This window comes from Allobosea sp. TAB14 (assembly GCF_052113865.1).
GTDB lineage: Bacteria > Pseudomonadota > Alphaproteobacteria > Rhizobiales > Beijerinckiaceae > Allobosea > Allobosea spartocytisi.
Genome location: NZ_JBFRDQ010000001.1, coordinates 1 through 21,531, shown reverse-complemented (window position 1 = coordinate 21,531; position 21,531 = coordinate 1). Strand labels below are relative to the sequence as shown.

The window sequence follows — 21,531 nt, the reverse complement described above, 5'->3', positions numbered from 1 at the left end:
GTGCCCGGTCATAGACACATAATCACGCCCCGCGCGGCGGTAAGGGCAGCATGCGCGGAATTCTTTTTTAACAGCAGGAAGCAGGCCAGCCGGCCTGTCCCGGATTGGGACATGGACGCGCGCCGATGCGCCGCCCTTCCATCTTCCGGCGCATCGGCGCATAAGCCTGCCATGGAGCCGAAGCCCGCGACAAACGAGCCGTTCTGGCTGACCACGCCGCTCGAGGAGATGAACCGCGAGCAGTGGGAGTCGCTCTGCGACGGCTGTGGGCGCTGCTGTCTCGTCAAGCTCGAGGACGAGGATAGCGGCCGCCTCTTCGCCACCGATATCGGCTGTCGCCTGTTCGATGCGGGCACCTGCCGTTGCCGCGACTATCCGAACCGCTCCCGCGAAGTCCCCGATTGTGTCACCCTGACGCCGGAGGATGTGCGCACGCTGCCCTGGCTGCCGCCGACCTGCGCCTACCGCCTCGTCGCGGAGGGAAGGAATCTGCCCTGGTGGCATCCGCTCGTCTCGGGCGACCCCGAGACGGTCGTGGCGGCCGGGATCTCGGTGCGTGGCCGGGTCTTCGCCAATGAGGACGAGGTGACGGAGGACGAGGTGACCGAGCGCATCGTCGCCTGGCCGCTGCGCTGGCCCCGGGCCGCCCGCGGCGGACGCGCGAAATGAAGCGTCGGTGCTTCCGCGCCTGCGGGCGTTTTGTTGCACCTGCTCATTGATTGTTCAGCCGCTTTTGGGCATGACCGCCCCATCCCGCCGTCCCTGCCTATGGGGCATCGATGGCACGCGCACGAAACTTTCGCATCGCCGTGGCGTTGCTGCGTCCGGCTGCAAACGAAGAGGTTGAAGTGATGGCAGGTGGGAAGTGGGTCTATACCTTCGGCGACGGCAAGGCCGAGGGTGAGGCGGGAATGAAGAACCTGCTCGGCGGCAAGGGCGCGAACCTCGCCGAGATGAGCAATCTGGGTCTGCCCGTTCCGCCCGGCTTCACCATCACCACCGAGGTCTGCACGGCCTATTACGACAACGGCAAGAGCTTCCCGGCCGAGCTCGACGGGCAGGTCAAGGCCGCGCTGGCCGGCATGGCCAAGCTCACCGGAAAGACCTTCGGCGACCCCGCCAACCCGCTCCTCGTCTCCGTCCGCTCCGGCGCGCGGGCCTCGATGCCGGGCATGATGGACACCGTCCTCAATCTCGGCCTCAACGACGAGACGGTCGAGGCCGTCGCCAAGGCCTCGGGCGACGAGCGCTTCGCCTGGGACAGCTATCGCCGCTTCATCACCATGTATTCCAACGTCGTGCTCGATATCGACCACGGCCTCTTCGAGGAGGCGCTGGAGGACTACAAGGAGCRCAAGGGCCTCCATCTCGACACCGACCTCAAGGCCGCCGACTGGAAGGTGCTGGTCGGCAAATACAAGGAGATCGTGAAGAAGGCGCTCGGCTCCGACTTTCCGCAGGAGCCGGAGAAGCAGCTCTGGGGCGCGGTCGGCGCCGTCTTCTCCTCCTGGATGAATGCGCGTGCCATCAAGTACCGCGAGCTCAACGGCATCCCGGCGAGCTGGGGAACGGCGGTCAACRTCCAGTCGATGGTGTTCGGCAATATGGGCGACACCTCCGCGACCGGCGTCGCCTTCACCCGCAATCCCTCGACCGGCGAGAACGCGCTCTATGGCGAGTTCCTGATCAACGCCCAGGGCGAGGACGTCGTCGCCGGCATCCGCACGCCGCAGGACATCACCGAGAAGGCGCGCATCGAGGCGGGTTCCGACAAGCCTTCGATGGAGAAGGAGATGCCGGAGGCCTATGCGGAGCTCGTCCGCATCTACGGCATCCTCGAAAAGCACTACCGCGACATGCAGGACATGGAGTTCACCATCCAGGAGGGTAAGCTCTGGATGCTGCAGACCCGTTCCGGCAAGCGCACCGCCAAGGCTGCGCTCAGGATAGCGGTCGACCTCGCCAGCGAGGGGCTGATCACGCAGGCGGAGGCGGTCGGCCGCGTCGAGCCCGGCGCGCTCGACCAGCTCCTGCACCCGACCATCGACCCCAAGGCCGAGCGCCGCGTGCTGACCACCGGCCTGCCGGCCTCGCCCGGCGCCGCCGCCGGCGAGATCGTCTTCAATTCCGACGATGCCGAAGCCGCCAAGAAGGCCGGCAGAAAGGTCATCCTCGTGCGCGTCGAGACGTCGCCGGAGGATATCCACGGCATGCACGCCGCCGAGGGCATCCTCACCACGCGCGGCGGCATGACCTCGCATGCGGCGGTCGTGGCGCGCGGCATGGGCAAGCCCTGCGTCTCCGGCGCCGGCCAGATCCGCGTCGACTACGCCAAGGGCACGCTCGCGGTCGGCAACACCACGCTGAAGGCCGGCGACTTCATCACCATCGACGGCGGCAACGGCCAGGTGCTGCTCGGCGAGATCAAGATGCAGAAGCCCGAGCTTTCCGGCGAGTTCTCGACGCTGATGGGCTGGGCCGACAAGGTCCGCCGCCTCAAGGTCCGCGCCAATGCCGAGACGCCCGATGACGCGAAGACCGCGCGCGAGTTCGGCGCCGAAGGCATCGGGCTCTGCCGCACCGAGCACATGTTCTTCGACGAGAGCCGCATCCAGTCGGTGCGCGAGATGATCCTCGCCCAGGACGACAAGGGGCGCCGGGCGGCGCTCGCCAAGCTCCTGCCGATGCAGCGCCAGGACTTCGTCCAGCTCTTTACCATCATGAGCGGGCTGCCGGTGACGATCCGCCTGCTCGATCCGCCGCTGCACGAATTCCTGCCGCATGGCGAGAAGGAGATCGCCGAGGTCGCCGCGGCGCTCGGCGTCTCGTCCGATGCGCTGCGCCAGCGTGCCGCCGAACTGCATGAATTCAACCCGATGCTCGGCTTCCGCGGCTGCCGCCTGGCCGTCGCCTTCCCCGAGATCGCCGAGATGCAGGCCCGCGCCATCTTCGAGGCGGCCGTGATCGCCGCCAGGGAGACCGGCAAGCCGGTGATCCCGGAGGTGATGGTGCCGCTCGTCATGGGCAAGCCCGAGCTCGACCTCGTCAAGGCCCGCATCGACGCCATGGCCAAGGCCGTTATGGAGGAGAGCGGCACGACCATCGACTATCAGGTCGGCACCATGATCGAACTGCCGCGCGCCGCCCTGCGCGCCGCCGAGATCGCCGAGAGCGCCGAGTTCTTCTCCTTCGGCACCAACGACCTGACGCAGACGACGCTCGGCATCAGCCGCGACGACGCCTCCTCCTTCCTCGGCTCCTACACCGCCAAGGGCCTGCTCGAGGCCGATCCCTTCGTCACCATCGACCAGGATGGCGTCGGCGAACTGGTCAAGCTCGCCGCCGAGCGCGGCCGCAAGACCCGCAGCGACATCAAGCTCGGCATCTGCGGCGAGCATGGCGGCGACCCGGCCTCGATCGGCTTCTGCGAGAGCGTCGGCCTCGACTACGTCTCTTGCTCGCCCTTCCGCGTGCCGATCGCGCGGCTTGCGGCGGCGCAGGCGGCGCTGGGCGCGATCAAGCCGAAAGACGGCTGAGCCGGATCGCAACTGCCGGGCATGGCGCCCCTGCACGGGCGCCATGCAATTTGCTGCGTCGCAGCATGATGGGCGGAGTGCCATAGTACGGTCCTCCGCCCGGTTGTCCGGGCCTGTCGGTCCATCACCATGAACGAGACGACTTCCGACGCTCCGACCATCGGGGCGGGGCTGACCATTGTCCTGGCCGCGGCCTGCGGCCTGATCGTCGCCAATCTCTATTATGCGCAGCCCCTGGCTGGACCCATCGGCGCAACGCTCGGCATGTCGGCGGAGCTGACTGGCCTGATCGTCACCCTGACGCAGATCGGGTATGGGTTGGGGCTGGTCTTCCTGGTCCCGCTCGGGGACCTCGTCGAGAACCGGTTGCTGATCGTCACCCTCGTCGTCCTGGCGGCCGTTTCGCTCGGCATGGCCGCCCTGGCCGCCAGCGCGGCCGTCTTCCTCGCCGCTTCGCTCTTGATCGGCATGACCTGCGTCGCCGCGCAGGTCCTCGTACCGCTTGCGGCCCATATGGCGCCCGAGCAGATTCGCGGCCGGGTCGTCGGCAATGTCGTGAGCGGCCTGCTGTTCGGCATCATGCTGGCGCGGCCGGTTGCGAGCCTCGTCGCGGACGCCGCTTCCTGGCATGCCGTCTTCGTCCTCTCGGCCGTGGCGATGTTGGCTCTGGCGGCCTTCCTGTGGTTTCGCCTGCCGCAGCGCCGACCCCATACCCGGCTGGGCTATGGCGAGCTGATCGCGTCCATGGGCGCGCTGGTGATGAGCACGCCGGTGCTGCGCCGCCGCGCCGGCTATCAGGCCTGCCTGTTTGCCGCCTTCAGCCTGTTCTGGACGGTGACGCCGCTTTATCTCACCGGTCCGCAATTCGGCCTGACCCAGCGCGGCGTCGCGCTGTTCGCATTGGCGGGGGKCGCGGGCACGATCGCCTCGCCGATCGCCGGGCGCCTCGCCGATGCGGGTTGGACGCGCCCGGCGACGGCCTTCGCCCTGATCCTCGCGGCAGGGTCCTTCGCCTTGACCTTCCTCGCCGAGCCGGGCTCGACGGCGGCCCTGGCCTTGCTGACCATCGCCGCGATCCTTCTCGATTATGGCGTGACGACGGGCCTGGTGCTCGGGCAGCGCGCCATCTTCGCGCTCGGGCAGGAACAGCGCAGYCGCCTGAACGGTCTTTTCATCGCGAGCTTCTTCATGGGCGGTGCGCTTGGCTCGGCGCTCGGGGGCTGGGCCTTCGCGCATGGCGGCTGGCCGCTCGCGGGCGCGCTCGGCGCGGCGATGCCGCTGCTGGCGCTGGCCTATTTCGCGACGGAGTTCCGGGCGCGGGATTGATGCGCCCCGCATGTGGGGCATGATGCCTCGCGAAGGAGCATCGCATGGGCGATCTGACCACCATCGGCTTCGATGCCGACGACACGCTCTGGCAGAACGAGCAGTTCTTCCGCATGACGGAGGAGCGCTTCGTCGCTTTGCTCGGCGAGCATGGCGAGGCGGCCGAGATTTCCGGCCGCCTGCTCGAGGCGGAGAAGCGCAACCTTGGCTTCTACGGCTTCGGCATCAAGGGCTTCGTGCTCTCGATGGTCGAGACGGCGATCGAGATCACCAGGGGGCAGGTCTCGGCCGCCGTGATCGGTGAGATCCTCGCAGCCGGGCGCGAGATGGCGGCGCATCCGGTCGAGACGCTGCCGCATGTCCGGGAAACGCTCGAAGCGCTGTCGGGCGACTACCGGCTGGTGCTGATCACCAAGGGCGATCTCTTCGACCAGGAGCGCAAGCTTGCCCAGTCCGGCCTCGGCGATTTCTTCCACGCGGTCGAGATCGTCAGCGACAAGAAAGCCGCCACCTATGAACGCATCTTCGCTCGCCATGGCGACGGGGCAGGACGGGCGATGATGGTCGGCAACTCGCTGAAGTCGGACATCCTGCCGGCGCTGGAGGCCGGCTCATGGGCGGTGCATGTTCCGCATGAGCTGACCTGGGTGCTGGAGCATGCCGAGGAGCCCGTCGGGCACGGGCGTTATCGCGCGATACCGCATCTCGGCCCTTTGCGGGGCCTCGTCACGCAGCTCGCGCGGTAGCCGTTCGCCATCGGCCTTCACTCGACCCAAAGGCCATGCCTGCGGTGCCACTCCTCGATCGATTCCTCCGGATAGCCTTCGAAGCTCAGGTCGTTCTCCGCGATATCCGGGTCGATCCAGCCGGCCTTGAAGCGCAGCATGATATGGGTCTTCTCGGGAGCGCGTGGCAGATGGCTGTCGATCGCCGAGGCGAAGGGATGCAGCAGATCCGGCCAGCGCGGATCGAACAGCCACAGCGCCGTCCCGCAGGACTTGCAGAAGTGGCGCCGCGCTTGCGATCGTTCGCAGGTGCCGTCGTCGTCGCGAATCTCGGCGCTGAAGCTGCCGACGCTGTCTTGGCCCTCGACCTTCAGCGTCGCGGCCTCGGCCGACAGGTTGATCGCGAAGCCGCCTCCGCCTGCCGTCTTGCGGCAAATCGAGCAGTAGCAGAGTTGATACGGGACGGGCGCATGGCTCTCGACCGAGAAGTGAACCGCCCCGCAGCGGCATGAGCCCTTCAGCGTGATCGGCATGACGTAGCCTCCCTTTGCCTGTCCAACACCGGCTTTCGCCGCGTGTTCCGCGATGCCCACGGGCGCCTTGCTGGACCTGGCTTGCATTTCGTGCTATCGCCACCGATGTAAGACGAGATGCGGCCGGGTTCTGGCCACTCCTCCGCTTGGCGGCTTGTCCGGTGGCGGTTACGAATCAGATCCACCACACATCGCTACAAGGCCATGGCGAGGCGTCCGCGCGTCCGTCGTGTCATACCGATAGACGCGGATCTGAACGTAAGGACTAACACTATGAACAAGGGCACCGTGAAGTGGTTCAACGCCACCAAGGGCTACGGCTTCATCACCCCTGAGAACGGCGGCCAGGACGTTTTCGTCCACATCTCCGCCGTCGAGCGTGCCGGCCTGCGCGAGCTGCGCGAAGGCCAGGTCGTCTCCTTCGAGATGGTCGCCGATCGCAAGACGGGCAAGACCTCGGCCGGCAACCTCGTCGCCGAGTAATAACCGAATCGACCGGGTGGGCGTTCGCCCGCCCGGTCCACAATAAACCTGCCGGCGCTGTGGCTAGCGGTTCGCCGGTGGGACCGATTCTCTGATATCCAGGCCGGATACGGGCCGACGGCGCAGCCGAAACCACATGCGCCCCCCGTCATCACGGCGTCCAGAAAGCTTTTTCTTGACTAAATTCGCTGATCTCGGCCTCGCCGAGCCGCTTCTCAAGGCGCTCGCGGCCGAGAGCTATGAAACGCCCACGCCGATCCAGGCGCAGGCGATCCCCCACATTCTGAAGGGCCGCGACCTGCTCGGCGCCGCCCAGACCGGCACCGGAAAGACCCCCGGCCGTCTGCTCGACCTCGTCGACCAGCGCGCCGTCTCGCTGCGCGAGATCGAGTTCCTCGTCCTCGACGAGGCCGACCAGATGCTCGACCTCGGCTTCATCCATGCGCTGCGCCGCATCGCGACGCTGATCCCGAAGGAGCGCCAGACGCTGCTCTTCTCGGCGACCATGCCGAAGCCGATCCGCGACATCGCCTCCGCCTACCTCACCGACCCGGTCGAGGTCGCGGTGACGCCGGTCGCGACGACCGCCGAGAAGATCGACCAGCGCGTCATCTTCACCGAGCCCGGCGACAAGCCTGCGCTGCTGGCGAAGACGCTGTCCGTGCCGGAGATGGAGCGCGCCATCGTCTTCACCCGCACCAAGCATGGCGCCGACAAGGTCGTGCGCCAGCTCGAGCAGTCGGGTATCGAGGCGGCGGCGATCCACGGCAACAAGAGCCAGGGCCAGCGCGAGCGCGCCCTCGGCGCCTTCCGCAACGGTAGCTTGCGCATCCTCGTCGCCACCGACATCGCCGCACGCGGTATCGATGTCGACGGCGTCAGCCACGTCGTGAACTACGACCTGCCGAACGTGCCTGAGAGCTATGTCCACCGCATCGGCCGCACGGCACGCGCTGGCGCTTCCGGCGTCGCCATCGCCTTCTGCACGCCGGAAGAGCGCGGCGATTTCGCGGCCATCGAGAAGCTGACCGGCGTCAAGCCGACGCCGATCGGCGAGGTGCCGTATTGGGATGGTCGCACGCCCAAGAAGCCGGCGCAGAATCGCGGCGGCCGCAGCCAGCAGCAGGCCCGCCCGCAAGGACAGGGCAGGCCGCAGGGACAGGCCAAGCGGGCGGACGGCAAGCGCTCCGACCAGGGCGGCCACCGCAACCATGCCGGCGGCGCGCCGCGGCAGGAGCGCCAGGATCGTCCGGAGCAGCGGCAGGAGCATCGCCCCCGCGCGGGCGAGCGGCAGCAGCGTCCTGAGCAGATGCAGCAACGAAAAGAAGCGACTTCCGCGAAAGAAGGGCTTGGCGGCGTCGCGTTCTTGCAGCAAAGAACACAGCAACCACGCACCGACGGCGCCCGGCGGCGCGCGCGCTGACGCGCGATCGGCCAGAACAGGGCGGGCTCATTCGTTATCCTAACGGGACGATGGCCCGCCTTTGCGCCACAGGGCTCACGAAGGACGACAGATGGCGAAAGAAGAACTGCTTGAATTCGATGGCACCGTGGTCGAGGTGCTTCCCGACGGCAACTACCGGGTCAAGCTCGACAACGACCATGTGATCCTGGCCTATGCGGCCGGCAAGATGAAGAAGAACCGCATCCGCACCATCGCGGGCGACCGCGTCATCGTCGAGATGTCGCCCTACGATCTCGATCGTGGCCGCATCAACTTCCGCCAGAAGACGGCTGGTCCCGGGCCGGGCGGCCCGCCGCGCCAGAATTTCCGCCGCCGCTGAGCGAAGCGATGCGCCTTTCGCGAAACGAGCTTCTCTTCGTCGCGCTGGGCGCCCTTCTCGGCGCCATTGTCGCCTATGCCGTCAAGGCCGGCCTCGTCGCGCGGGACGGGGCCCTGCCGCCCTTCGCCATCGTGCTGCTCGGCCTCGGCTTCGTCGAACTGGTGTTCGGCTATGCCGCGGGCCGCTCGCCTGGCACGCTGGTCGGCATGCCCGCCCGCTTCCTCGCCTTCGTCGTCGGCGTCTGCGTCTTCCTGCTCGGCGACCGCTACGTCTGAGCGGCTGCGGCTCCGCACCATCCCATCATCGTCATTCCGGGCAAGCGAAGCGCAGACCCGGAATCCATCATCGGGCATTGTGCTTTGTGATGGATTCCGGATCGGCGCCGCTGGCGCGGCTTGTCCGGAATGACGTTGGATCGGGGGCGTAATCCACCCAAGAAAAAACCCCGGCCGAGGCCGGGGTTGAAGTGGTCGTTTCCGTGGATAAAGGGTCTGCGTGAAACTCTCTGATGCATCGGCCCGAAAACTGGAATCCGGTTTTCGGACAAGCAGATGCTGCGATACCGCGCTCAGTAACGGGCGCGGGACCAGTACTGCGAGCCGGGGCTGACCAGGACCTGGCGCTGCCGCGTCTCGTAGACGGCGGGGATCTCCTCCCGCACGACCTGAGTGGGACGCACCATCACCCTGCGCTGACGCTGCGTGTAGACGGCGGGAACCGTCTCGTATTCGACGGTCGCCGGAGAAACCTCGACGCGGCGGCTCTGGTAGCCGTATTGCGCGGGCACGTCGACCCAGCAGCCGACGGTCCTGCCCCAGGCATCGCGGGTCACTTCCCAGCGGCGCGTGGCGGGCGAGATCAGCACCTTCTCGGTGACGGTGTCGTAGACCGCGGCGCGGTGACGCGGAATCTGGCGGGCCGGCGCGATCATCACCGTGTCGGTGACGGTCTCGTATTCGGCCGGGACGACGTGGCGCTGCACCTGCGGCGGCTGGACCTGATAGGTTTCGTCGACGGTGCCGTAGACCGGCGGCGTGCTGACGAGGTTGTAGCAGGCGGAGCCGTGGCAACCGCCGGCCTGCGCCGCGCCTGCACCGAGGAGAAGAACGGTCGTGAGCGCCGAGGTGGCGAGGAGCAACCGGGATGAGAGCGAGCGCGCCATGATGGACCTGACCTGTCGGTTCCGGCGTCTGAGCGCCGTTCGTTGGGATCAGGAAGCCAATTTGGCGTGATGAACGCAAGGTAAACGCTAAAACAAGGTAAAATTAACCACGTCGCGCACGCTGGCGACCTTCCTCCGCTGCTGTTCAGGTCGATGGAATCGCTTGCTTTCCAGCGCTCAGGTCTGGCCGGGCCGGAGCTGGTAGAAGACGTGCTGGCCGATGGTGTCCATCTTCTTCAGCCGCTTCGCCCAGTAGGGGCTGACATAGCGCGCATGGTAATGCGTCGAGGCGCCGACCTCGGCGAGATAGGTCGTGCCCTCATAGACCTCGCGTGCGATCCGCACCGCATCGCGCCACGGCCCCGGCTCGGTGATGCGCAGCGACTTGCCTTCGCAGGTGAAGGTGAACTGGCAGGAGAGGTAGCGGTTGCTGTTCTGGTAGACGGTGCCGCAGACGCTGTTCGGATAGAGCCCGCTCTTCACCCGGTTGAGCACGACCTGCGCGACGGCGGCCTGACCCTCCGGCGATTCCGAACGGGCCTCGAAATAGACCGCCTCGGCCAGGCAGCGCTGCTCGCGCGCCATGTTCTCCGGCACGATCAGCCCGGCATAGCTCTGCCGCTCGCCCGGCGTCGCGAGGCGCAGGTCTCGGGTCGCCGGCGCGGAGGCGAGCGCGATCCGCGCCTCCGGCTGCTGCGCGCCATGCGCGGGCAGGGCGGGGGGCGTCAGCTCCGCCATGGCGATCGCCGAGCGGGGCGTCGACGAGCTGCGCTGGCTGGGCGAGGGCACCGCAGGCGACGAGCCGTCGATGCTTTCGAGATAGAGCTCGGCCTGGCGCGCTGAAGTGATCTTGGGCTTCAGCGAGACCGGCGAAGAATCGGACAGGGCCGGGTCGGTCAGGCCTTCGTCGATCGCGTAGGGCTCGAAACCGCTCGGTGGACCCTCGACCTCTCCCGCTGCGCGCATYGCATCGAGCGAGAAGCCGCCCGAGATCAGCCTGGGCTGGGTGTCGCCGAAGACGACGCGCTCGAGCTCGACGGAGGGGTGCTGGGACAGGCCGGGCCGCAGGCTCGGCAGCATGTCGCCCTTGGCGGTGCGGTCGACTTCCGGGAAGCTCGCTGCCGTGCGCTTCATGTCCTCGCGCGGCTGGCGCGGATCGACGACGATGCGCCGCTCCGGATCCTCGAAGGAGAGGCTGGCCTGCACGATGGCCGAGGACAGGGCAAGTCCCGGCAGCCGGAAGGCGCTCTCCGCCACCAGCATCGAGGGGCCTTCCGCCAATGCGGAGGCGGGGCCGGGATCGATGCGTGGGATCGCGCTGGAAGGCAGGCCGGTCGGCCCGAAATTCTGTCCGGCCGAGGCGGTGAAGGAGACCAGCAATCCGACCGACAGGGCCCAGGGCGCAGCCGTCACCGCGGCCCATCTGAGCCCCGGCGCCCGCCCGCCTCGCTTCCGCCTGTGAAGACGCAAATGACTCAAAACGACGCACCCGTCCCGACGATACGGAACGAAAGACCGCCGGCCGGAGCCGCGTCTTCGTTGGAATCCGTTATCGCCTCGGTAAGGTTGAGCCTCGGTTAACGGCGGATGTCCCATCGACGGAGATCGATCGTCATTGGGAGCGGAGCTTCGTCGCTGACGCTTTGCGCAGTGACGGCTCCGGCAGGCTGTCTCGGTCGAGAACGATCTCGGCGCGGCCGCCGGCCATATCGGTCCGTGATGCCTCGTTTCACGAAAACGCGCTGGTTGCCCCCGGGGCGAGCCGCTATCGTGTAGTCACACATTCGAGGCTTCGGGGACATTCATGAGCTCCACTCCGGCAAGCTCCAAACCGGCACGCAGCTACGCTCCGGAGGTCATCGTCGCGGCCGGCTGCCTGATCGCGCTGATCACCTTCGGGCCGCGCGCCAGCGCCGGCCTGTTCCAGATCCCGATGACGCTGCAGTTCCATTGGGGCCGCGACATCTTCGGCCTGGCCCTGGCAATCCAGAACCTGCTCTGGGGTCTCGGCGCTCCCTTCGCGGGCGCCATCGCCGACCGCTACGGCACGGTGCGCGTGCTCTGCGTCGGCGCGGTGCTCTATGCCGCCGGCCTCGTCGTCATGGCCCATGCGACGACGCCGCTGCAGCTCCATCTCGGCGCGGGCGTGCTGATCGGCTTCGGCCTGTCGGCCTGCTCCTTCAACCTTGTCCTCGCCGCCTTCGGCAAGCTCCTGCCGGAGCAGTGGCGGCCGATGGCCTTCGGCGCCGGCACGGCCGCCGGCTCCTTCGGCCAGTTCCTGTTCCCGCCGATCGGCAACATCCTCATCGACACGCTGGGCTGGCAGCAGGCGCTGATGGTCTTCGCCGTGACCCTGCTGCCGGTGCTGCCGATCTCGATCATCCTGGCGACGCGCAAGCTCGGCGGCTCCGGCAGCACCACCGCCAACCTGCCGAATCAGACGGTGGTCCAGGCGCTGACCGAGGCGTTCAGGCACCGCAGCTATGTGCTGCTTGTGCTCGGCTTCTTCACCTGCGGCTTCCAGCTCGCCTTCATCACCGTCCACATGCCCGCCTATCTCCGGGATACCGGCCTGCCGGCCTGGGTCGGCGGCTGGACGCTCGCCGTCATCGGCCTCGCCAATGCCGTTGGCTCGCTCTCCTCCGGCTGGCTCTCGACACGGATGCCGAAGCGCCATCTCCTCGCCTGGATCTATCTGGGCCGGGCGGTGGCGATCGCCGCCTTCATCCTGATCCCGCCAAGCCCGCTGACGGCGCTGACCTTCGGCGTCGTCATCGGGCTGTTCTGGCTCTCGACCGTGCCGCCGACCTCCTCGCTGGTCATGCTGATGTTCGGCACGAAATACATGGCGATGCTCTACGGCTTCGCCTTCTTCTCGCATCAGGTCGGCGGGTTTCTCGGGGTCTGGCTCGGCGGCGTGCTTTATGAATCGATGGGCAACTACCAGTTCGTCTGGTGGCTCTCGGTCGCGCTCGGCGTCGCCTCGGCGCTGATCAACCTGCCGATCGTCGAACGGCCGGTCGAGCGACCGCAGGCGCAGCCCGCCTGATCCGGAAGACGATCCCGCGCACGGCCGACGGGGTTGCGATGGCGGACCGCCGCTGCAACCTTGTCGGCTTTCGCATGTCAGTGTTCGGGAGATGGGGATGACGACGTTCAAGGCCCTGGTGGCGACCAAGGGGGAAACCGCGCCCAATCTCGCCTTCACGGATTTCGCCGAAAGCGATCTGATGGAGGGCGACGTCACCGTCCGCGTCACGCATTCGACCGTGAACTACAAGGATGGCCTCGCCATCACCGGCAAGGCGCCGGTGGTGCGCCGCTGGCCGATGATCCCGGGGATCGATTTCGCGGGCCGCGTCGAGGCCTCCGATCATCCCGGCTTCAAGCCCGGTGATCTCGTCGTCCTGAACGGCTGGGGCACCGGCGAGACGCATCTTGGCGCCTACGCACAGAAGAGCCGTGTGAAGGGCGACTGGCTGGTGCCGCTGCCGGCGGGGCTGACCCCGGCCGAGGCCATGGCCATCGGCACCGCCGGCTACACCGCGATGCTTTGCGTGCTGGCGCTGGAGAAGCATGGGCTCAAACCCGCGGACGGTCCCGTCGTCGTCACCGGCGCCGCGGGCGGCGTCGGTTCGGTCGCGATCGCGCTGCTCGCCAAGGCCGGCTGGCACGTCATCGCCTCGACCGGCCGCGCCGAGGAGGCCGATTATCTCAAGGGCCTCGGTGCCGCCGAGATCATCGACCGCAACGAGCTCTCCCAGCCCGGTCGCCCGCTCGGCAAGGAGCGTTGGGTGGCGGGCGTCGATGCGGTTGGCTCGCATACGCTGGCGAACCTGCTCGCCATGACGAAATATGGCGGCGCGGTTGCCGCCTGCGGCCTTGCGCAGGGCATGGATCTGCCGATGACGGTCGCGCCTTTCATCCTGCGCGGCGTCGCGCTGTTGGGCGTCGATTCGGTGATGTGCCCGAAGCCTCGTCGCCTCGAGGCCTGGCAGCGCCTCGCGACCGATCTCGACCGCGAAAAACTCGCCGTCATGACGACGACGATCCCGCTCGACGCCGTCATCGAGACCGGCAAGGCGATCGTCGAGGGCAAGGTCAAGGGGCGCGTCGTCGTGGAGATCGGCTGAGGTTCAGCCGAGCTTCGCTCCGGCGCGGCGCGCCAGGGCTTCGCGCGCTTCCTGGAACGCGGCCGTGTCGGCACGGACGGCCGCGATCAGATCGGCTGGCGCTGAGGCGGGCGAGCCGCCGCTGAACGGAGGCTGCGGGTCGTATTCCATCTGCAGCTGCACTTTCCGCGCCCGCTCCTCGCCGAAGAGGTGAGCGGCGAGGGACAATGCGAAGTCGATTCCCGAGGTGACGCCCGCGCCGGTGATGCGGTTGCGGTCATGGACGACCCGTTCGGCGACGGGCTCGGCTCCGAGCAGGCTCAACTGCGACAGGGAGAGCCAGTGGCAGGTGGCGCGATACCCCTTGAGAAGCCCCGCCGCGCCGAGCACCAGCGAGCCGGTACAGACGGAGGTGATGTAGCGCGCGCTGCCGGCCTGCTCCTGCAGGAAGGAGAGCACGTCCTCGTCCTCCATCAGCGCGCTTTGGCCTGGCCCTCCGGGGACGAAGAGGATATCGGCCTGCGGACAGTTCCGGAAATCGCAGCTTGGCAGGATCGTCAGCCCGCTGGCGTCCCGGACCGGCTCCGTCGTCTTCCAGACCAGGTCGATCTTGCACTCGCGGAAGCGGGACAGGACTTCGAAAGGCCCGGTCAGGTCGAGCTGCGTCAGGCGCGGGTAGAGAAGCATCACAATCTGCATGGGCTCGGCTCCGTCGGGAAGGTGAGGCCCAGGCGCGCGGCTCATGCGTTCGCGTTTCCCGATGGTGATCCATCTCGTAGCGCCAGTCGCGCGAACGCTGCGAATGTAGAGCGCACCAGCCGAACGGGCAACGCAGTCTTTACTCCGCCCCCTCGATCAGCATCCGATGCCGCATGAGCTCATTGCTGCAGTAATCCATGAAGGCGCGCACGCGCGGGACGTGGCGGATGTCCGGATGGGTCAGCACCCACAGGCCCGTCGCGAAATCGGGATTGGGCGGCAGCAGGCGCGTGAGCCCCGGCCGCCGGTCCGCGATGAAGCAGGGCAGGGGGCCGATGCCGAGCCCCTGCTCGACGGCCTCGGTGATGCCGAGCACGGCCGAGCTCTTCAGCGCGATCCGCTCCGGCGCGACATGCTCGCGCACGAAGCGCGCCGCCTTCACATGCGAAAGCTGGTCCCCGAGAGCGACCCAGTCGCGCAGGTAGAGCCGGGCCGGGTCGGCCTTCTCCTGCGCCGTGATGCCGTCCTCGCTGCGGCCATAGATCGCCCAGGCGAGGGTGGCGATGCGCCGGCCGACCAGCGTCTCGCCCGGCGTGTCGCTGGCGCGGATAGCGACATCGGCGTCGCGCTTGGACAGGTTGAGAGCCTGGTTGCCGATGACGACATCGAGCCGGATCGCCGGATGCGCCCGCCGGAAACCGGCGAAGATCGGCAGCAGCAGGTTGAGATGCAGCGTATCGGTGGTGGTGATCCTGATCTCGCCGGAGGGCGCGACGTCGCGGCCGGCGAGTCGCCGGGAAAAGGCCGTCACGTCCTCTTCCATCCGCCCGGCCAGCGCCGCCATCTCCGCGCCGGCGACGGTGGCGACATAGCCGGTCTTGCGCCGCTCGAAGAGCGGCATGCCGACCATCTCCTCGATTTGCCCGAGGCGGCGGAACACGGTGGAATGGTTGACCGCGAGCGCTCCCGCCGCACCCGTCAGCCCGCCATGGTCGGTGATGGCCTTGACCAGGCGGAAATCGTCCCAGGCGAGCTTGGAAGACATCGGCGATCTTTTCCTCCCCGCCGGCACGCAAGCCGAAATCTTGCATGGATGCAAGGTGATGCCGTCCAAATCCGAACGAATGGCGACGTGCGAAACGGTCGAGCCCTCATCCTGAGGAGCCGTTCCGTAGGAGCGGCGTCTCGAAGGATGCTTCACGGGCGCAGAAACCACTGGAACATCCTTCGAGATGCCGCTGACGCGGCTCCTCGGGATGAGGGCTGTGAATTGCAGATGCGTTCTCAGCGCGGCGCGGCCGCTCGCCGCAGCCTGTCGTTGATCGCCTCGCCCAGGCCTTGCTCGGGGATGCGGGCGACGGCGATCGTCTTCCGGCCGGTCTCGTCGAGCCGGCGCAGATAACCGAACAGGTGGCTCGCCGCCTCGCGCAGATCGCCGGTCGGGCTCAGATTGACCGCATGCGGATGGCTGTGCGTCTCCGGGCCGAAGCCGAGCCAGGCCTCGCCCTCTCGCGGCGCATCGGCATCGAGCCGGACCCGTGCGGCCGGCGCGTAATGTGAGGTGAGCATGCCCGGCGCGATCGGCGCCTGCCCGGCCTCGCCCGCCTGGACCAGCGGGCGGCCGATCACGCCTTCAAGCGCGGCGCGGGGAATTCCACCAGGCCTGAGCAGGCGCGGCGCCCCGTCAAGGCAGGCGACGATGGTCGATTCGACTCCGACCTCGGTCGGGCCGGCATCGAGCACGGCGTCGATCCGCCCGTCGAGATCGGCCAGTACATGGGCGGCGCTGGTCGCGCTGATCCGGCCGGAACGGTTGGCCGAAGGCGCCGCGATCGGCCGCCCTGCGGCTTCGAGCACGGCATGTGCGACGGGGTGGGCCGGCACGCGCAGCGCCACGGTGGCAAGCCCGGCCCGCGCCAGATCGCTGACCGTGCAGCCCGGCGACGCCGGCACCACCAGCGTCAGCGGCCCCGGCCAGAAGGCTTGCGCCAGCGCCAGCGCATTCGCGTCGAACAGGCCCTGCCGCCGCGCGCCGGCGAGATCGGGCAGATGCGAGATCAGCGGGTTGAAGCTCGGCCGCTCCTTGGCCGCATAGATGCCGGCGACGGCCGTGCCCGCGGTCGCGTCGGCCGCCAGCCCGTAGACCGTCTCCGTCGGCAACGCGACGAGGCCGCCCGCGCGCAGGATCGCAGCCGCCTCGGCGATGCCGGCGGCATCGGCCGCAAGACGCTTCGTCGTACGGGAGAGGGAACGAGATTGATCCACGAGGCGATTGACCGAAGATGGTTTATATATAAACTAATTACCGGGCGTGGCACAGAACGAAGGTCGCGCTCGTCTGCGCGTGGCATAGGCGATAGTTCCTCGCTACCATCGCGGCAACGGCAAATTCAGGCCCGGCTGCCCCAGCGGGCGGAAACGCGGCCGAAGGGAGACGATCATGACTTATCGCGCCCCGGTTTCGGACATGCTGGCGACCATGCGCCATGTCGCCGGCCTCGACCGGCTGATTGCGGACGGGCTGGCGCCGGAGCTCGAAGGCGGCGTCGCGGAAGCCGTGCTCGACGAGGCCGCCAAATTCGCCGCCGACGTGATCGCGCCGCTGAATCGTGTCGGCGATCTCACCGGCTCGAAGCTGAAGGACGGAGCCGTCACCACGCCGCCGGGCTGGAAGGAGGCCTACAAGGCCTGGGCCGAAGCCGGCTGGAATTCGCTGCCGGCGCCGGAAGCCTATGGCGGGCAGGGCCTGCCGACGCTGCTGCAATCGGCCTGCATCGAGATGTGGAACTCGGCCGCCTTCGCCTTCGCGCTCGGCCCGCTGCTGACCGTCGGCGCGATCGAGGCGCTCTACGCCCATGGCTCCGACCATCTCAAGGAGACCTATCTCGCCAAGCTCGTCTCGGGCGAGTGGATGGGCACGATGAACCTGACCGAGCCGCAGGCGGGCTCCGATCTCAACGCGCTGCGCAGCAAGGCCGAGCGCCAGTCCGACGGCACCTATCGCATCACCGGCCAGAAGATTTTCATCACCTATGGCGAGCACGACCTGACCGAGAACATCGTCCATCTCGTGCTGGCGCGCCTGCCCGATGCCCCTCCCGGCACGCGTGGAATATCGCTCTTCCTCGTGCCGAAATATCTCGTCAATGCCGATGGCTCTCTCGGCGCGCATAACGACCTGCGCTGCTCCGGCATCGAGCACAAGCTCGGCATCCATGCCTCGCCGACCTGCTCCATGGCCTTCGGCGACAACGGCGGGGCGATAGGCTGGCTGATCGGCGAGGAAAACCGCGGTCTCGCCTGCATGTTCACGATGATGAACAACGCCCGCCTCAACGTCGCCCTGCAGGGCGTCGCCATTGCCGAGCGCGCCTATCAGCAGGCGCTYGCCTTCGCCCATGAGCGCAAGCAGGGCACGGCGCTCGATGCGCCGAAGGGCGCCCCGATGAGCCCGATCATCGTCCACCCGGACGTCCGGCGCATGCTGATGGACATGCGCGCCAAGACGCAAGGCGCGCGCGCCATCTCCTATCAGGTTGCGGAAGCGCTCGACCGTTCGCATCGCGAGACCGACGAGGGCAAGCGCAAGGCCGCGGCCGAGCGCGCCGCCATCCTCACCCCCATCGCCAAGGCCTACGCCACCGATATCGGCATCGATGTCGCCTCGACCGGCGTGCAGGTCCATGGCGGCATGGGCTTCGTCGAGGAGACCGGCGCCGCCCAGCATCTGCGCGATGCCCGCATTGCCGCGATCTATGAGGGSACCAACGGCATCCAGGCCATCGACCTTGTGACCCGTAAATTGCCGCTGTCCGGCGGCGAGGCGGTCAAGGCGCTGATCGCCGAGATGCGCGGCATCGTCGGAGAGGTCGAGCGCGCCAACAATCCGGGCTTCGGCCACGCCGCTGCCCGCCTCGGCGCCGCCGTCGATGCGCTGGAGCGCGCGACGGAATGGATGCTGGCGACGCTCGGCACGAGCCAGGCCGATGCGCTGGCCGGCGCCACGCCTTATCTCAAGCTCTTCGCGCTAGCGCAGGGCGGGACGGGGCTGGCCAAGAAGGCACTCGCCACCCGCTCGGAAGCCGAAGGCACCGGCGACCTCGCCACCGCCCGGTTCTATGCCGAATACATCGCGACGGAGGCCCCGGCGCTGGAACTTACCGTGACGGAGGGCGCCGGCGCCATCGCCGACGCGGCCGCGGTCTTCGCGGCGTGACGGCGGCCGCGCCCTGCTCAGGCAACCGCGCTCTTGCGGACGCGGATATGCAGGAACAGCGGTGCGATATGCGTATCGGCGAGGTAGGGCTGGGCCTGCGCCGTCTCGGCATCGACGCGCGGCTCGGCCATATGCTCGATCGTCAGCCCGGCCGAGACGATCATCGCGACCCATTCGCTCAGCGTGYGGTGGAAGCGCGGTACGCGGAACGGTTCGACGCTGGCCTTGACCTCGGCCGGCGCGGCGCCGAAGCGCCAGGTTTCGATCTCGCCGTCGACGCCGTCGAAATAACGACCGACCTCGATTCCGCGGATGGTCCCGGCCTCGTCCCGCAGCACCTTGCGATAGGGCGGGGCAAAGCACGGATGCAGGATCGAGAACTGCAGGAACCCTCCGGGTCTCAGCACGCGCGCGGCCTCCGCCAGCGCCTTGTCCTGCCGGGGCATGTCCATCATCGACATRAACGCCGTGGCGAAGTCGAAGCTCGCATCGGCGAAGGGCAGGGCGGTGCCGTCGCTCTCGGCCGTCCAAGCCGGCAATATCGGGCAGGTTCGCCAGGAAGGCCGGCGTGTTCAATGCGTCGCGATAGAGGTCGTAGCCGGCGCGCGCGTGCCGGGTCCAGGTTTCGGCATTGGCCTCCCAGCAGGCSGCGACRTCCGCGCTGTCCATGGTTCTGCTCCGTTGCGAGGGGAGCGGGGCTATAGAGCGACGAACCCGCTATGGCCAGCGCCGATTCGGCCGGGGCAGCCATGAGCGTCACGCAGTCATTCCTGTCCGRCCGCATCTGCCTCGTCGCCGGTGCCTCACGCGGGCTCGGGCGTGGCGTCGCCAGGGCGCTCGGCGAGGCCGGGGCCACTGTCATCGTCACGGGCCGCTCCAGCGAGGCCGGGCCGCATACCGACCAGCGCCCCGAGACTTTCGAGGACGCGGCCCGCGAGGTCGAGGCCGCTGGCGGCAAGGGCCATCCCTATCGCTGCGACCACACCAATGAGCGCGAGGTCGACGGCCTCGTGTCCTGGGCCCTGCGCCGCTTCGGCCGGCTCGACTGCGTCGTCGATGCGGTCTGGGGCGGGAACGAGGGCTATGACGGCGAGCGCTATCCCGATGGCTCCGGCTACGGCACGCCGTTCTGGCGCCGGCCGGTCGCGAGGCTTGGCGAGAGCTTCGAGAGCGGCGTCTATGCCCAGCTCCTGCTGGCGCGGGCGGTCGCTCCGGCGATGGTGCAGATGCGCTCGGGCCTCATCGTCACGGTGAGCTTCGACACGGGCGCCGGCTATCTCGGCGATGTCTTCTACGATCTCGCCAAGGCCGCGATGAATCGCCTGACCTTCGCGATGGCGCAGGAACTGAAGCCCTTCGGCGTCACCGCGCTCGGCCTCTCGCCCGGCCATGTCCTGACCGAGCGCGTTCGCGATGCGGGGCTGGCGGCGCAAACCACCGAGACGCCGCTCTATGCCGGCCGCGCCGTCGCGGCGCTGGCCGCCGACCCCGATGCCGCGCTTCATGCCGGGCAGGTGCTGCACGTTGCCGATCTGGCGCGCGCCTATGGCTTTACGGACCGGGACGGCTCGCAGCCCGGCCGCTTCATCATCACGAACCAGGAGGGAGGCGGCGATGTCGCTCAAGGGTAAGACGCTCTTCATCACCGGCGGCTCGCGCGGCATCGGGCTCGCCATCGCGCTCAGGGCAGCGCGGGACGGCGCCAATGTCACCATTGCCGCCAAGACGGCCGAGCCGCATCCCAAGCTGCCGGGCACGATCTACACCTCGGCCGCCGAGATCGAAGCGGCTGGCGRCAAATGCCTGCCGCTGACGGTCGATGTCCGCGACGAGCAAAGCGTCGCCGAGGCGATCGCCAAGACGGCCGAGACCTTCGGCGGCATCGACATCGTCGTGAACAATGCCAGCGCGATCCAGCTCACCAACACGCAGATGACCGACATGAAGCGCTTCGATCTGATGCATCAGATCAACACGCGCGGCACCTTCATGGTCTCGAAATACGCCATTCCCCATCTGGAGAAGGCGGAGAACCCGCATATCCTGATGCTCTCGCCGCCGCTCGACATGAAGACGCASTGGTTYGCGCCGCATCTSGCCTATTCCATYGCGAAATACGGCATGAGCCTGTGYGTGCTGGGYCTGGCCGGCGAGCTGGCCCGCCAGGGCATCGCCGTCAACGCGCTCTGGCCGCGCACGACGATCGCCACCGCCGCAGTCCAAAACCTGCTCGGCGGCGACAAGATGGTGCAGGCCAGCCGCACGCCGGAGATCCTGGCCGACGCCGCGCATATGATCTTCTCGAAACCCTCGCGCGAGTTTTCCGGCAACTTCCTGATCGACGACAGCTTCATGGCCGGCGAGGGGGTGACCGACTTCACGCCCTACCGCGTCGACCCGTCAGTGCCGCTGATGCCGGACTTCTTCGTCCCGGCCGATAGCAAGCCACCGCAGGGCGTGAAGGGCGGCGTCTGAGGAAGGTCACACGCCGTCCTGCTCGGACTTGACCCGAGCATCTCATGACAAGGAGGCTCCTGAGCCTTTCCTGAAAAGAGATTCTCGGGTCTGCGCTTCGCTTCGCCCGAGAATGACACTCTTTTAAGTTTCCGGTTTTCGGGCGCGGGCCCGAAGGCTCCGCCGACCGTCATCGGTTTGACATCCGCCTCGGATCGGAGTTCCTGCCGGTTTCCCCTCTGACCGTGCATCGAGATTCGCGCCCATGCTGATGATCCACGGCATCTGCCCCGACTCGCGCGACAAGCTGCGCTCGGCGACGCTCGGGCCGGCCGAAATCTTTTCAGCCGATACGGTCTGGATCGACCTGCTCAACCCGACGCCCGAGGAGGACAAGCGCGTCGAGGAGCATCTCGGCATCTCGATCCCGACACGGGAGGAGATGCACGATCTCGAGCCCTCCGAGATCATCTATACCGAGAACGGCGCGCATTACATGAC

The 21,531-nt window shown here is 67.8% G+C and carries 19 protein-coding genes, 2 pseudogenes and 1 riboswitch; of the genes and pseudogenes, 14 read left to right on the top strand and 7 right to left on the bottom strand.

The window, feature by feature from the left end:
* The first annotated feature begins 171 nt into the window (after positions 1-171).
* From AB4Y99_RS00105 to AB4Y99_RS00090, 4 genes are all read left to right on the top strand, one after another.
* The gene (locus tag AB4Y99_RS00105) at positions 172-669 is read left to right on the top strand and encodes a YcgN family cysteine cluster protein (protein WP_441521940.1); all 498 of its coding nucleotides are present in this window, start codon (positions 172-174) and stop codon (positions 667-669) included.
* A 182-nt stretch (positions 670-851) separates the two neighbouring features.
* Complete coding sequence (gene ppdK, locus AB4Y99_RS00100; RefSeq protein ID WP_441521939.1) at positions 852-3,536, top strand: pyruvate, phosphate dikinase; 2,685 nt, start codon at positions 852-854, stop codon at positions 3,534-3,536.
* A 129-nt stretch (positions 3,537-3,665) separates the two neighbouring features.
* Positions 3,666-4,862 (top strand): MFS transporter, encoded by a 1,197-nt coding sequence (locus AB4Y99_RS00095; protein WP_441521938.1) that lies wholly within the window; start codon positions 3,666-3,668, stop codon positions 4,860-4,862.
* Between the two features lie 44 nt (positions 4,863-4,906).
* Entirely contained in the window at positions 4,907-5,608 is a 702-nt protein-coding gene (locus tag AB4Y99_RS00090; RefSeq protein WP_441521937.1) for an HAD family hydrolase, read from the top strand.
* A 17-nt stretch (positions 5,609-5,625) separates the two neighbouring features.
* Here AB4Y99_RS00090 and AB4Y99_RS00085 read toward each other — a convergent pair whose 3' ends face one another.
* Positions 5,626-6,120 carry a GFA family protein gene (locus AB4Y99_RS00085; protein ID WP_038361125.1) on the bottom strand — a complete coding sequence of 165 codons (495 nt, stop codon included), beginning with the start codon at positions 6,118-6,120 and terminating at the stop codon, positions 5,626-5,628.
* Between the two features lie 273 nt (positions 6,121-6,393).
* Between AB4Y99_RS00085 and AB4Y99_RS00080 the strand changes: the two genes are divergently transcribed.
* The 4 genes from AB4Y99_RS00080 to AB4Y99_RS00065 all read left to right on the top strand — a co-directional run bounded on the left by AB4Y99_RS00080 (position 6,394) and on the right by AB4Y99_RS00065 (position 8,662).
* Entirely contained in the window at positions 6,394-6,603 is a 210-nt protein-coding gene (locus tag AB4Y99_RS00080) for a cold-shock protein (protein WP_038361128.1), read from the top strand.
* Positions 6,604-6,778: 175 nt separating this feature from the next.
* Positions 6,779-8,026 carry a DEAD/DEAH box helicase gene (locus AB4Y99_RS00075; RefSeq protein ID WP_441521936.1) on the top strand — a complete coding sequence of 416 codons (1,248 nt, stop codon included), beginning with the start codon at positions 6,779-6,781 and terminating at the stop codon, positions 8,024-8,026.
* A 91-nt stretch (positions 8,027-8,117) separates the two neighbouring features.
* The gene (gene infA, locus AB4Y99_RS00070) at positions 8,118-8,387 is read left to right on the top strand and encodes a translation initiation factor IF-1 (protein ID WP_038361133.1); all 270 of its coding nucleotides are present in this window, start codon (positions 8,118-8,120) and stop codon (positions 8,385-8,387) included.
* An 8-nt stretch (positions 8,388-8,395) separates the two neighbouring features.
* Positions 8,396-8,662: a hypothetical protein gene (locus AB4Y99_RS00065; RefSeq protein WP_113253370.1), complete on the top strand. Its 267-nt coding sequence runs from the start codon at positions 8,396-8,398 to the stop codon at positions 8,660-8,662.
* A 293-nt stretch (positions 8,663-8,955) separates the two neighbouring features.
* Here the strand turns inward: AB4Y99_RS00065 and AB4Y99_RS00060 are convergent, their stop codons facing one another.
* Positions 8,956-9,549 carry a hypothetical protein gene (locus AB4Y99_RS00060; RefSeq protein WP_051987715.1) on the bottom strand — a complete coding sequence of 198 codons (594 nt, stop codon included), beginning with the start codon at positions 9,547-9,549 and terminating at the stop codon, positions 8,956-8,958.
* Positions 9,550-9,726: 177 nt separating this feature from the next.
* Positions 9,727-10,962 carry a cell wall hydrolase gene (locus AB4Y99_RS00055; protein WP_038361135.1) on the bottom strand — a complete coding sequence of 412 codons (1,236 nt, stop codon included), beginning with the start codon at positions 10,960-10,962 and terminating at the stop codon, positions 9,727-9,729.
* A gap of 391 nt (positions 10,963-11,353) precedes the next feature.
* On the opposite strand from AB4Y99_RS00055, the gene AB4Y99_RS00050 reads away from it, so the two are divergent.
* Positions 11,354-12,598: an MFS transporter gene (locus AB4Y99_RS00050; protein ID WP_441521935.1), complete on the top strand. Its 1,245-nt coding sequence runs from the start codon at positions 11,354-11,356 to the stop codon at positions 12,596-12,598.
* A gap of 97 nt (positions 12,599-12,695) precedes the next feature.
* The gene (acuI, locus tag AB4Y99_RS00045; protein WP_038361137.1) at positions 12,696-13,682 is read left to right on the top strand and encodes an acrylyl-CoA reductase (NADPH); all 987 of its coding nucleotides are present in this window, start codon (positions 12,696-12,698) and stop codon (positions 13,680-13,682) included.
* Positions 13,683-13,685: 3 nt separating this feature from the next.
* Here the strand turns inward: acuI and AB4Y99_RS00040 are convergent, their stop codons facing one another.
* From AB4Y99_RS00040 to AB4Y99_RS00030, 3 genes are all read right to left on the bottom strand, one after another.
* A complete protein-coding gene (locus tag AB4Y99_RS00040) occupies positions 13,686-14,360 on the bottom strand; it encodes a DJ-1/PfpI family protein (protein ID WP_112763321.1) in 675 nt (224 codons plus the stop codon).
* Positions 14,361-14,379: 19 nt separating this feature from the next.
* Positions 14,380-14,460: riboswitch (ZMP/ZTP riboswitch) on the bottom strand.
* Between the two features lie 39 nt (positions 14,461-14,499).
* The gene (locus tag AB4Y99_RS00035) at positions 14,500-15,405 is read right to left on the bottom strand and encodes a LysR family transcriptional regulator (RefSeq protein WP_038361141.1); all 906 of its coding nucleotides are present in this window, start codon (positions 15,403-15,405) and stop codon (positions 14,500-14,502) included.
* 239 nt (positions 15,406-15,644) lie between these two features.
* Entirely contained in the window at positions 15,645-16,625 is a 981-nt protein-coding gene (locus AB4Y99_RS00030; RefSeq protein ID WP_441521934.1) for an L-threonylcarbamoyladenylate synthase, read from the bottom strand.
* Positions 16,626-16,800: 175 nt separating this feature from the next.
* Here AB4Y99_RS00030 and AB4Y99_RS00025 point away from each other — a divergent pair, with 175 nt between their 5' ends.
* The gene (locus AB4Y99_RS00025; RefSeq protein WP_441521933.1) at positions 16,801-18,576 is read left to right on the top strand and encodes an acyl-CoA dehydrogenase; all 1,776 of its coding nucleotides are present in this window, start codon (positions 16,801-16,803) and stop codon (positions 18,574-18,576) included.
* 17 nt (positions 18,577-18,593) lie between these two features.
* Here AB4Y99_RS00025 and AB4Y99_RS00020 read toward each other — a convergent pair.
* Positions 18,594-19,245: pseudogene (locus AB4Y99_RS00020) on the bottom strand (class I SAM-dependent methyltransferase).
* A gap of 50 nt (positions 19,246-19,295) precedes the next feature.
* On the opposite strand from AB4Y99_RS00020, the gene AB4Y99_RS00015 reads away from it, so the two are divergent.
* The 3 genes and pseudogenes from AB4Y99_RS00015 to AB4Y99_RS00005 all read left to right on the top strand — a co-directional run.
* Positions 19,296-20,207 carry an SDR family NAD(P)-dependent oxidoreductase gene (locus tag AB4Y99_RS00015; RefSeq protein ID WP_441521932.1) on the top strand — a complete coding sequence of 304 codons (912 nt, stop codon included), beginning with the start codon at positions 19,296-19,298 and terminating at the stop codon, positions 20,205-20,207.
* Positions 20,191-21,051, top strand: a complete 861-nt coding sequence (locus tag AB4Y99_RS00010) for an SDR family oxidoreductase (protein ID WP_441521931.1) — start codon at positions 20,191-20,193, stop codon at positions 21,049-21,051. Before AB4Y99_RS00015 ends, AB4Y99_RS00010 begins: the two co-directional genes overlap by 17 nt.
* Positions 21,052-21,295: 244 nt before the next feature.
* Positions 21,296-21,531: pseudogene (locus AB4Y99_RS00005) on the top strand (magnesium transporter); the annotation flags it as partial.

Excerpts from the sequence above, each read along its gene's own strand:
- AB4Y99_RS00105 (WP_441521940.1), top strand. The coding sequence starts at position 172 with ATGGAGCCGAAGCCCGCGACAAACGAGCCGTTCTGGCTGACCACGCCG.
- AB4Y99_RS00090 (WP_441521937.1), top strand. The coding sequence starts at position 4,907 with ATGGGCGATCTGACCACCATCGGCTTCGATGCCGACGACACGCTCTGG.
- AB4Y99_RS00085 (WP_038361125.1), bottom strand. The coding sequence starts at position 6,120 with ATGCCGATCACGCTGAAGGGCTCATGCCGCTGCGGGGCGGTTCACTTC.
- AB4Y99_RS00080 (WP_038361128.1), top strand. The coding sequence starts at position 6,394 with ATGAACAAGGGCACCGTGAAGTGGTTCAACGCCACCAAGGGCTACGGC.
- infA (WP_038361133.1), top strand. The coding sequence starts at position 8,118 with ATGGCGAAAGAAGAACTGCTTGAATTCGATGGCACCGTGGTCGAGGTG.
- AB4Y99_RS00065 (WP_113253370.1), top strand. The coding sequence starts at position 8,396 with ATGCGCCTTTCGCGAAACGAGCTTCTCTTCGTCGCGCTGGGCGCCCTT.
- AB4Y99_RS00060 (WP_051987715.1), bottom strand. The coding sequence starts at position 9,549 with ATGGCGCGCTCGCTCTCATCCCGGTTGCTCCTCGCCACCTCGGCGCTC.
- AB4Y99_RS00050 (WP_441521935.1), top strand. The coding sequence starts at position 11,354 with ATGAGCTCCACTCCGGCAAGCTCCAAACCGGCACGCAGCTACGCTCCG.
- acuI (WP_038361137.1), top strand. The coding sequence starts at position 12,696 with ATGACGACGTTCAAGGCCCTGGTGGCGACCAAGGGGGAAACCGCGCCC.
- AB4Y99_RS00040 (WP_112763321.1), bottom strand. The coding sequence starts at position 14,360 with ATGCAGATTGTGATGCTTCTCTACCCGCGCCTGACGCAGCTCGACCTG.
- AB4Y99_RS00035 (WP_038361141.1), bottom strand. The coding sequence starts at position 15,405 with ATGTCTTCCAAGCTCGCCTGGGACGATTTCCGCCTGGTCAAGGCCATC.